Raw genomic sequence first — 10,234 nt, 5'->3', positions numbered from 1 at the left:
ACCAACGGAATCTTTATGTTAGATAGCTTGCTTGTCATACTCGTGTTGATTGCGATCAGCGCCTTCTTTTCTCTGTCAGAAATATCGCTGGCCGCCGCGCGTAAAATTAAACTCAAACTGCTGGCCGATGATGGCAATATCAACGCGCAGCGCGTGCTGAAAATGCAGGAAACGCCGGGGATGTTCTTTACCGTGGTGCAAATTGGCCTGAACGCCGTGGCTATTCTTGGCGGTATCGTTGGCGACTCCGCTTTTTCTCCTTCTTTCCAGAAACTGTTCGATGGTCTGGTTTCGCCTGAACTGGCGGAACAGCTCAGTTTTATCTGTTCCTTTACCCTGGTGACCAGCCTGTTTATTCTGTTCGCCGATTTGACGCCAAAGCGTATCGGGATGATCTCGCCGGAAGCTATCGCGCTGCGCATTATTAATCCCATGCGTTTCTGTTTGCTGATGTTCCGCCCGATGGTGTGGTTCTTCAACGGTATGGCGAACATGATTTTCCGCCTGTTTAAAATTCCCATGGTGCGTAAAGACGACATCACCTCTGACGATATTTATGCCGTTGTGGAAGCGGGCGCGCTGGCGGGCGTGCTGCGCAAGCAGGAGCATGAGTTGATTGAGAATGTGTTTGAGCTGGAATCGCGCACGGTCCCTTCTTCAATGACCTCGCGTGAGAACATTATCTGGTTCGATCTGCATGAAGAAGAAAGCAGCCTGAAAGAGAAGATTGCGCTGCATCCCCACTCCAAGTTTTTAGTCTGTAACGGCGATATCGACCATATCGTCGGTTATGTCGATTCCAAAGAGCTGCTGCTGCGCGTGCTGGGTAATCAAAGCATGGCGCTCAACAGCGGCCTGCAAATCCGTTCTGCGCTGATTGTTCCTGATACCCTGACGCTTTCCGAAGCGCTGGAAAGCTTCAAAACCGCCGGTGAAGATTTTGCGGTTATCATGAACGAGTACGCGCTGGTAGTGGGCATTATTACGCTGAACGACGTAATGACCACGCTGATGGGCGATCTGGTAGGGCAAGGGCTGGAAGAACAGATTGTCGCCCGTGATGAAAACTCCTGGCTGGTAGAAGGCGGCACACCGATTGATGATGTGATGCGCGTGCTGGATATCAACGAGTTTCCGCAGTCGGGCAACTATGAAACCATCGGCGGCTTCATGATGTACATGCTGCGCAAAATCCCCAAGCGTACCGATTTTGTTAAGTTTGCAGGCTATAAGTTCGAAGTGGTGGATATTGATAGCTATCGTATCGATCAGCTACTGGTTACGCGTATTGATGAACGTCCGGCAACCCTGACGATAAACAAAGATATGGAAGAATAGGAAGGTTTGCAGGATTTTTCAGGCGGCTCAGCCAATTGTTTGCCGCCAGACAGCACAAGGGCGCGTTAATCGCGCCCTGTTTTATTACTGATACTCTGCCTGCAGCCGAAGCACCTGACGGTTGACTTCCGACATTACGCTAAAATGCTGCTTGTCTTTAACGCGTGGAACGAGGATTTTGCCTTTATCGAACTCGAACGCGCCTACATCCTTGATGTAAATCCTTCCTTTAAACAGTGTTTTAACGTATTTGGCGATCTGGAAAGGATTATAACGCTGAAAAATCTTCATGTTGCTTTCAACTCCTGAAAAATTAATACGCTCCGCCGTTGCCAAAATCGGTACGAGCCCTTGAAGCGCAAAGTGCCGGTAAACTATAGAACATCGTCCGCTTCCTGTGTTCCTAAAATTAACTTTTTTTACTGTATTGACACATCATTACAGGAGACTCTGTTAATGCACTCGTATAAAGCAGTATAAACCCCCTGCCTGAGCCAATTTGTGCAGTCAGCCGCAAAGCTGGCAAGTTGATGCGACAGCAGCATAATGGCTGCTTATTATTTCAAAAACATGACCAACTGGTCGGATCACCTTCCAACATGGAGATAATAATGAGACACGCCCCGCTCGCCCTCGTATTTAGCCTGTTGCTGCCTTTTAGCAGCCATGCTCATGATTTTGTCAACGGCCAGCGCGTTGCGCCGGTAGGCATCAGTGATAAAGGAGAGCTTAACTATCAACAGGATAATTTTAGCTATCAGCCGTGGAATAGCGCGCAGCTGATCGGTAAAGTGCGCGTGGTGCAACATATGGCCGGACGCTCATCCGCTAAAGAGAAAAATGCTGCGCTGGTGGAAGCGATAAAACAGGCGCATCTGCCGCAGGATCGCTATCAAACTACCACCATTATCAATACTGACGACGCTATCCCCGGTACCGGTATGTTTGTGCGCAGCAGCATTGAGAGCAATAAGAAACAGTATCCCTGGTCACAGTTTATCGTCGACAGCAACGGTGCGGCGAAACGGGCCTGGCAGCTGGAGGATGGCGGCTCTGCGGTAGTGGTGTTAGATAAATATGGCAGGGTGCGCTTTGCAAAAGATGGTGCGCTGACGGCGCAAGAAACGCAGCAGGTTATCTCCCTGCTGCATCAGCTGCTTAAATAGATGCACCTCAGAAAATAGAGACGCGAAAGCCAGGGTTGAGGAAGGACTCGCGCGGCGTATAGTCCAGCGAGCGCCCTTTCCAGTCATGAACATGCGCGCCTGCGGCCAGCGCTACCGCGTGACCAGCAGCGGTGTCCCAGCTGTTGGTCGGCCCAAAGCGCGGATAGAGCTGAGCCTTACCTTCCGCAACCAGGCAAAATTTAAGCGAGGAGCCAATGACCACCGTTTGATGTTCGCCCAGCTGCTTGAGATATTCCGTCAGCTCATCGCCATCCTGATGAGAACGGCTGACAACCACCAGCGGCGGTCGCGCATCACGGATTTTAATCTGCGTTTTTTGCCCGTTCTCTTCTTTCCAGGCTTTACCTTCCGCAGCGGAATACATCACGCCCAGCACCGGCGCATAGACAACGCCAAGTACCGGTTTGCCCTGATCGATCAGCGCGATATTTACCGTAAACTCACCGTTACGTTTAATAAATTCTTTGGTGCCATCCAGCGGATCGACCAGCCAATAACGCTGCCAGTGCTGACGTACCTCAAAAGCAGGCGGATCCTCTTCGGAAACAATCGGCACCTCGGGCGTAAGCTGCTGCAGCCCCCGGATAATCACGCGGTGCGCCGCAATATCGGCAGTGGTCACGGGCGAATCGTCAGATTTGTGAGAAACGTCGAGCGGCGCCTGACCATCGTAAATATTCATGATGGCGTCGCCCGCTTCACGCGCCAGCTGGCAGATTTGCTCTAACATTTTTCACCTCTTTGTCGATGACCGAAGTAAGCCTGACGACAGTGCCGGGACTTACGATGATTGATCATGCTGTTTAAGCATAGCAGCTGGCATTCAGATGCCACAGTCAGCGGCTGCCAGCCAGTCGTATTTGTAGATCGTTTAGTTATCAATAGCATAATTCACGCATTACTGCATTACCCTTTCCCTGGGCCATTTCGCGCATAACGGTCACAGACCTTAATAAGGGTTATTTATCTGTTCGCTATCACAAATTCGTGCGATGAAACGTAACCTTTGCAGATTAATTTGAGAAGTTTGTAGCGATTACTTTCAGGAGGAAAAAATGGTTAAGGGTACTGCGCTTCTGGTGATGGCCACGGTTTCGATTCCGCTTTCCGCTGCCACGGTGGATTTTCGCATTATGGAAACCACCGATCTGCACAGCAACATGATGGATTTCGATTATTACAAAGACAAACCCAGCGATAAATTTGGCCTGGTGCGCACCGCCACGCTGATCGCTGGCGCGCGTGCGGAAGTTAAAAATAGCGTGCTGGTAGATAACGGCGACGTTATCCAGGGCAGCCCGCTTGGTGATTACATGGCCGCAAAGGGACTAAAGGCGGGAGAAACGCATCCGGTCTATCAGGCGATGAATACGCTGGGCTACAGCGTCGGCAATCTGGGTAATCATGAATTTAACTATGGTCTGGACTATCTGCAGAAGGCGCTGGCAGGAGCACATTTCCCCTATATCAACGCCAACATTATCGATACCGCTACGGGCAAACCACGCTTTACTCCCTGGCTGATTAAACCAGAGAAAGTGATCGGGCGGGACGGAAAAAGCTACACATTGAACGTGGGCTATATCGGTTTTGTACCGCCACAAATTATGGTCTGGGACCGGGCGAACCTGCAGGGAAAAATAACGGTTGATGATATAACTGAAAGCGCCAGACGTTGGGTGCCTGTGATGCGTCAACAGGGCGCGGACGTGATCATCGCCGTCGCGCACTCTGGTTTATCGAGCGAACCTTATCATGCGCTGGCTGAAAATTCCGTGTGGTATCTCAGCAAAGTGCCGGGCATTGACGCCATTATGTTTGGCCATGCGCACGCCGTCTTCCCCAGCGCCGATTTTGCCGCTATTCCCGGTGCGGATATCAAACAGGGCACGCTCAACGGAATACCGGCGGTCATGCCGGGCATGTGGGGCGATCACCTTGGCATAGTGGATCTGACGCTAAATAATGACGAAGGACAATGGAAAGTGACCCAGGCACGTGCCGAGGCGCGCCCAATTTATGATAAGGCGGCGAAAAAATCGCTGGCGCAGGAAGATCGCGCCCTGGTGCAGGTGCTGGCTGACGCTCATCGCGCCACGCGTGATTTTGTCGCACAGCCGATCGGTAAATCTTCAGACGTGATGTACAGCTATCTGTCGCTGGTGCAGGACGATCCTACGGTGCAAATCGTGAATAACGCGCAGCGCGCTTACGTTGAGCATTTTATTCAGGGCGACCCCGATCTGGCCAATATTCCGGTGCTTTCCGCCGCCGCGCCTTTTAAAGCGGGAGGGCGTAAAAACGATCCGGCCAGCTATGTGGAAGTGGAAAAGGGCGAACTCACGTTTCGTAACGCTGCAGACCTTTACCTCTATCCCAATACGCTGGTGGTGATGAAAGTTAACGGCGAGCAGGTAAAGCAATGGCTGGAATGTTCTGCCGGACAGTTTAATCAGATCGACCCGCAACAGCGGCAGCCGCAGGCGCTGATTAACTGGAACTACCGCACCTATAATTTTGATGTGATTGATGGCGTGAACTATCAGATAGATGTGACGCAACCAGCTCGTTATGATGAGGAATGTCAGTTAATTCATCCGCAAGCGTCACGCATTAAAAATCTCACCTGGCAGGGTAAACCCATCGAGGCCAGCGCCACCTTCCTGATCGCAACCAATAACTATCGTGCCTGGGGCGGCAAGTTTGCCGGGACCGGAGAAAAATATATTGCTTTCTCTTCACCTGATGAGAACCGCGCGATCGTTTCAGCCTGGATTAGCGCGCAAACCAAAGCGCAGGGGGAAGTGCATCCGCAGGCGGATAATAACTGGCGTCTGGCTCCTGTTCAGAGCGCTGTACCGCTGGATATTCGTTTTGAAACCTCGCCCTCAGCGAAAGCCGCAGATTTTATTTCCCGCTATGGTCGTTATCCGCTAAGCTATATCAGCCAGGACGAAAATGGCTTTGCTATTTATCGCATCGACCTGCAAAAATAATATAAAAAGCCAGCTTCGGCTGGCTTTTTATGATTCCTGAATTAACACCAGGCAATAATATCCCATTAGCTCCCATAGCGTGAAAACAAATGACCCGTTTTACATAATCAAGGAAGCTATAAAATATTATCTGGAGTAAAACAGCATTATTTTTTTCCGAACAGTTGTTTGATAGCGCTCAAACCGTTATCGACAATACTGACTACACCATTACCGATATCGGTGATTGCGCCTGTGATGTTCAAATCCAGCAGTTTGCCAATGCCTGAGCCTAACAGGGTACCTGCTTCTGTTGCGTTTGTGACCAGACCGCCCAGTGCAGTCCCTTTATCTACAATGCTGCCAATAGCGGCCCCAATATTCAAACCGATTTTATCGAATACACCAAGCAGGCCACCGGAGATTTGCTCCATTTCCTTTTCGTTTAGCTGACGCATAATAGTCCCTCTTTTATGTGTAGGTTGATTTACTAAATTCCTTATTATTAAGGCAAGCAAAGTATAGTGAAAATCAATTTCATAAAGCAACATTCGGATACATCGAATTAGGAAATATATAAATAAGGATAAATAAAATCAAAGCAGGGGAAACAACAGGCAATTTTACTACATTATAATAAAGGCAAAAAGTTTATCCTTTTTGCCTTTATATTATTAAATAAGAGTGGTTAGATAATGTCTAATAATTCCACTTCAAATATCAGCGTACTGAACGGTGGAATCGATGCGCCTGCGCCACGCTCGCCATAGGCCAGATTGTGTGGAATCGTCAGCTCCCATTTAGAACCCACCGGCATCAGCGTCAGGGCTTCAATCCAGCCAGCAATCACGCCGCTTACCGGAAACTCTGCTGGCTCGCCACGCGCGACCGAGCTGTCAAATACCGTGCCGTCGATCAGCTTACCGGTGTAGTGAACGCGCACGTGGTCCTGACGAGAAGGAATCGGGCCGGTACCCTGATTGATGACACGGAACTGCAGCCCGGATTCGGTGCTGTTTACCCCTTCACGCTGGGCGTTTTCCTGCAGCCAGGTTTGACCTTCTGCCGCCATCGCCTGCTGACGCTCACGACGTACGGCATCCGCACGCTCATGTACTTCGCGCAGCGCGCGATGCACTACATCAACCGGTACCGCTGGCGCATTCCCTTCCAGCGCATCACGCAGGCCCGCTACCATCGCTTCCGGCAGTAATCCCTGCAGGCCAGAATCCAGCAACTGCTGCCCTACCTGCAAACCAATACCGTAGCTTGCCTGCGCTTCAAGGCTGTCAAAAGAAGGGGTTGTCATATTTTATCCTTTCACCAATCAATCAAAAGAAGACGCAGCATAACAGCCTGCGTTGCAGGGGTAAAATCTGCATTCTTTCGATGACTTTTTGTAATGAAAAGGAAACAATAACGCCATCGCAATTTTTATAACCCAGACAGGCACTTTGCGTCTTTTTTGCCCATACTGCATCGAGGAAAGCAACCGCGACGCGCACAAGGTGCCGGAGGTAATATTATGCTCAAGGACTCCCATTCTGGCATTCGCTTATGGCTGACCCGCCTCTGGCATCTGCCGGATGGTATTAGCTGGATGCAGCCACTGCCGCCAGCGCATCGGCGTGGCATTATTCTGGTGCTTATCGTGGTGCTGTTGGCTTTTCTCTGGCCAGTCTCAGCGCCGCGTGACAGTGCGCCGCGCCCGGCCAGCGACAATGGCAGTAAAGAGGTGCCGCTGCAGGCGGAAATTTATGATAACCCACCTGCGACGCCGCCCGCTCAGCCTGCGCAACCCACCCAGGATAATGGTCAGTGGCGCAGCTATCAGATCGCCTCTGGTCAAACGCTGGCGCAGCTATTCCGGGATAATAATCTCCAGGTGAACGATGTTTTCGCGATGGCGCGCGTTGAAGGCGATGATAAGCCGCTAAGCAGCCTGCAAAGTGGACAGCAGGTGAAAATTCGTCAGGACAGCAATGGCGTGGTGACCGGGCTTACGGTAGAGGGCGAGAACGGCCCGGTGCTGTTTACCCGCCAGCCGGACGGCTCTTTTTTGCGAGCACAATAAAACGCAGCAGAAACAAGCAGTGGTTAGATGCAAAAACAAAAATGCCGGCCCAGGGCCGGCATTTTCATGTTACTGAAATAACTTATTCAGCAACTACGTTCACGTTCAGCTTAGCAAACACTTCGCTGTGAACCTGGAAGCTCACTTCGTGCTCACCAGTGGTACGCAGAACGCCGTTCGGCAGGCGAACTTCGCTCTTAGCCACTTCAACGCCAGCTGCAGTTACAGCGTCAGCGATGTCACGGGTACCGATAGAACCGAACAGTTTGCCTTCGTCACCCGCTTTAGAAGCGATGGTTACGGTGCCCAGTGCATTGATGCTTTCAGCACGAGCGTTGGCTGCTGCCAGAACGTCAGCCAGTTTGGCTTCCAGTTCAGCACGGCGAGTTTCGAAGAACTCAACGTTTTTCTTGGTTGCCGGCACAGCTTTGCCCTGCGGAACCAGGAAGTTACGAGCATAGCCCGCTTTAACGTTAACCTGATCGCCCAGGCCGCCCAGGTTTGCTACTTTATCAAGCAGAATAACTTGCATTACCTTATCCTCTCAAAGTCGATAATTGGACAGTGGCCGATTACTGATGACGATCAGTGTACGGCAGCAAAGACAGGTAGCGCGCGCGCTTGATAGCACGAGCCAGCTGACGCTGGTATTTGGCGCGAGTACCGGTGATACGGCTCGGTACAATCTTACCGCTTTCAGTGATGTAGTTTTTCAGCGTAGCGATATCTTTGTAGTCGATCTCTTGAACGCCTTCCGCGGTGAAACGGCAGAACTTGCGACGACGGAAATAACGTGCCATTTGGCTAGTCTCCAGAATCTATCAATTCAATCTGCTCGGCATGCAGCACAATTTTACTGAGGCCATTGCGCCCTTGATGACTGCAAATAAAGCCTTCAATGGTAAGCTGCGTGCCGACCGTTATATGTTGAGTAATCACCTGATGCGTCTTACCGCTAATAATCACGGGCATACGACACCAGGCCTGCCGGAAGAATCCGGCCTCTTCCTGCTGCGAGCGATGCTCAAGCACCAGCTGGCAGTGTGGAATCCCTGACGGACTTATTTTTTGCAACGGTGCCCGACACACAGTGCCAGACAAACGCAGCCGGTTCGCCGTCACGGTCGATTACTCTTCAGAATCCCCGGCATCTGCATCGTCAGAGGTTTCGTTAGCGAAATCTTCACGACGCTCACGGCGCTCGTCTTTCGCTTTAACCATCGGAGATGCTTCGGTTACTGCGTTTTTGGTACGCATAACCATGCTGCGGATAACGGCGTCGTTGAAGCGGAAGTTAGTTTCCAGCTCATCGATCACTTCCTGCGGTGCTTCTACGTTCAGCAGAACGTAATGCGCTTTGTGCAGTTTGTTGATCGGGTAAGCCAGCTGACGGCGACCCCAGTCTTCCAGACGGTGAATCTTACCTTCTGCACCAGTGATGGCACCAGTGTAGCGCTCGATCATGCCCGGAACTTGTTCGCTCTGGTCAGGATGAACCATAAAGACGATTTCGTAATGACGCATCGAATTTGCTCCTTACGGATTATTCAGCCTCCTGTCAGGGTCAACCGCGGCCCATGGAAGCAAGGAACGTTTTAAGTGTACGGCTGAAAAAATTGACGCGTAATCATACTGGCATGGCGGGGGAAACTCAAGCGGGAATCACGGAAAAAAAGCGCCGGGTCGGGGCGGCAGCGCATTATGCTCTCCCGCCTGCGCCCTTCATCTCAACTATCAAAGAGATGCGAAAAAATTGACCAGCGCCTCTAACGCCTGCGGCGTTATTTTATGCCCTACTCCTGGTTCAGTTAGCCAGCTAAGCTGCTGGTCAAGCTGCGCGCTGGTCAGCGCCTGAACCAACCGTTGAGTTTCCGCTGCCGGAACAACGTCATCCGCTTCGCCATGCCACAGCAGCAGCGGACGATCCGCCAGCCGCTCCAGCTGACGGCTGGGATCGTATCCGGCGAGCGGTGCCAGCAGGCGCGCCCGTTCCGCCTGCTCTTCCGGCGTTTCTGCCTGCATGGGCGGAAAGAGCGTCTGACTTAACGACATAAAATAGCCCGATCCCATCAGGCAGGCGACGCGGTTAATATGCGGATAGCGCGCCATGGCCCCTAACGCGGTCATGCCGCCCATTGAGGCGCCCGCCACGCCGAAGCGGCCTTCGGCTATTAAGCCTTGCGTTCGCAACGCGGCTTCCAGCTGCGGCAGCTCATCGATACTGCTGCGCAAAATATCCCAGAAATGGGCCAGCCGGTATGCGCTGTTGCCGCCATAACGGGAACCATGCTGATCGGCATCCGGCATAATCACGCGACAGCCTGCCTGCGCCAGCGCGACGGCAGCCCAGGCATAGACTTCTTTGGATGAGAGGTAACCATGCCAGAAAATCACCACAGGCAGAGCGGTAGCGCGCTGACCAGCCGGCGCGGCATGCAGGCACTCAATGCCGCTAAAAGATTCGGTAACAATATCGATCGCCCTACCTGTGGGGATTTTTTTCTGCGTCATTGCCGTCATGATCCGTTCACTATGCATGGAAAATAGCCTTTGATTATAAGGGATTGCGCGATTTCTCAATCAGCTGCAGAAAAAAAGATCCTTCTCCCTGCAGTTTGTAGGGTAAAAATTCATCATTTTTTGCCGTTTAACGAGATCCC

Annotated in this window: 13 protein-coding genes; 4 read left to right on the top strand and 9 right to left on the bottom strand. The window is 51.6% G+C overall.

Going from position 1 to position 10,234, the window contains the following annotated elements; all coding sequences use genetic code 11:
• Positions 1 to 15: 15 nt before the first annotated feature.
• On the top strand, positions 16 to 1,338 hold the full coding sequence (locus ACQE32_RS13850; RefSeq protein ID WP_250650954.1) for a hemolysin family protein: 1,323 nt from the start codon (positions 16 to 18) through the stop codon (positions 1,336 to 1,338).
• Between the two features lie 84 nt (positions 1,339 to 1,422).
• Here ACQE32_RS13850 and ACQE32_RS13845 read toward each other — a convergent pair whose 3' ends face one another.
• Positions 1,423 to 1,629, bottom strand: coding sequence for a DUF1107 domain-containing protein (locus ACQE32_RS13845; RefSeq protein WP_085069893.1), 207 nt, complete (start codon positions 1,627 to 1,629; stop codon positions 1,423 to 1,425).
• A gap of 320 nt (positions 1,630 to 1,949) precedes the next feature.
• Between ACQE32_RS13845 and ACQE32_RS13840 the strand changes: the two genes are divergently transcribed.
• On the top strand, positions 1,950 to 2,504 hold the full coding sequence (locus tag ACQE32_RS13840) for a YtfJ family protein (protein WP_427021946.1): 555 nt from the start codon (positions 1,950 to 1,952) through the stop codon (positions 2,502 to 2,504).
• Positions 2,505 to 2,511: 7 nt separating this feature from the next.
• On the opposite strand, the gene cysQ is transcribed toward ACQE32_RS13840, so the two are convergent.
• Complete coding sequence (gene cysQ / locus ACQE32_RS13835) at positions 2,512 to 3,255, bottom strand: 3'(2'),5'-bisphosphate nucleotidase CysQ (RefSeq protein ID WP_426973277.1); 744 nt, start codon at positions 3,253 to 3,255, stop codon at positions 2,512 to 2,514.
• Positions 3,256 to 3,580: 325 nt separating this feature from the next.
• On the opposite strand from cysQ, the gene ACQE32_RS13830 reads away from it, so the two are divergent.
• The gene (locus ACQE32_RS13830) at positions 3,581 to 5,521 is read left to right on the top strand and encodes a bifunctional 2',3'-cyclic-nucleotide 2'-phosphodiesterase/3'-nucleotidase (protein ID WP_426973275.1); all 1,941 of its coding nucleotides are present in this window, start codon (positions 3,581 to 3,583) and stop codon (positions 5,519 to 5,521) included.
• A 146-nt stretch (positions 5,522 to 5,667) separates the two neighbouring features.
• On the opposite strand, the gene ACQE32_RS13825 is transcribed toward ACQE32_RS13830, so the two are convergent.
• Positions 5,668 to 6,051, bottom strand: coding sequence for a class IIb bacteriocin, lactobin A/cerein 7B family (locus ACQE32_RS13825; RefSeq protein ID WP_427021945.1), 384 nt, complete (start codon positions 6,049 to 6,051; stop codon positions 5,668 to 5,670).
• A 137-nt stretch (positions 6,052 to 6,188) separates the two neighbouring features.
• The gene (gene fklB / locus ACQE32_RS13820; protein WP_085069883.1) at positions 6,189 to 6,809 is read right to left on the bottom strand and encodes an FKBP-type peptidyl-prolyl cis-trans isomerase; all 621 of its coding nucleotides are present in this window, start codon (positions 6,807 to 6,809) and stop codon (positions 6,189 to 6,191) included.
• A gap of 216 nt (positions 6,810 to 7,025) precedes the next feature.
• Between fklB and ACQE32_RS13815 the strand changes: the two genes are divergently transcribed.
• Complete coding sequence (locus tag ACQE32_RS13815) at positions 7,026 to 7,574, top strand: LysM-like peptidoglycan-binding domain-containing protein (RefSeq protein ID WP_427021944.1); 549 nt, start codon at positions 7,026 to 7,028, stop codon at positions 7,572 to 7,574.
• Between the two features lie 82 nt (positions 7,575 to 7,656).
• Here the strand turns inward: ACQE32_RS13815 and rplI are convergent, their stop codons facing one another.
• The 5 genes from rplI to yjfP form a co-directional block, all read right to left on the bottom strand.
• Entirely contained in the window at positions 7,657 to 8,106 is a 450-nt protein-coding gene (gene rplI, locus ACQE32_RS13810; RefSeq protein ID WP_085069879.1) for a 50S ribosomal protein L9, read from the bottom strand.
• 40 nt (positions 8,107 to 8,146) lie between these two features.
• Positions 8,147 to 8,374 (bottom strand): 30S ribosomal protein S18, encoded by a 228-nt coding sequence (gene rpsR / locus ACQE32_RS13805; RefSeq protein WP_000135199.1) that lies wholly within the window; start codon positions 8,372 to 8,374, stop codon positions 8,147 to 8,149.
• Between the two features lie 4 nt (positions 8,375 to 8,378).
• The gene (gene priB / locus ACQE32_RS13800; protein WP_085069878.1) at positions 8,379 to 8,696 is read right to left on the bottom strand and encodes a primosomal replication protein N; all 318 of its coding nucleotides are present in this window, start codon (positions 8,694 to 8,696) and stop codon (positions 8,379 to 8,381) included.
• Between the two features lie 6 nt (positions 8,697 to 8,702).
• Positions 8,703 to 9,098, bottom strand: coding sequence for a 30S ribosomal protein S6 (gene rpsF / locus ACQE32_RS13795; RefSeq protein WP_104958681.1), 396 nt, complete (start codon positions 9,096 to 9,098; stop codon positions 8,703 to 8,705).
• A gap of 210 nt (positions 9,099 to 9,308) precedes the next feature.
• Positions 9,309 to 10,112 (bottom strand): esterase, encoded by an 804-nt coding sequence (gene yjfP / locus ACQE32_RS13790; protein ID WP_427021943.1) that lies wholly within the window; start codon positions 10,110 to 10,112, stop codon positions 9,309 to 9,311.
• Positions 10,113 to 10,234 lie beyond the last annotated feature (122 nt).

Origin of the sequence: Pantoea sp. FN0302 (assembly GCF_050113775.1) — a bacterium.
GTDB classification, from domain to species: domain Bacteria; phylum Pseudomonadota; class Gammaproteobacteria; order Enterobacterales; family Enterobacteriaceae; genus Mixta; species Mixta alhagi.
This window is presented reverse-complemented; position numbering and strand designations above follow the sequence as displayed.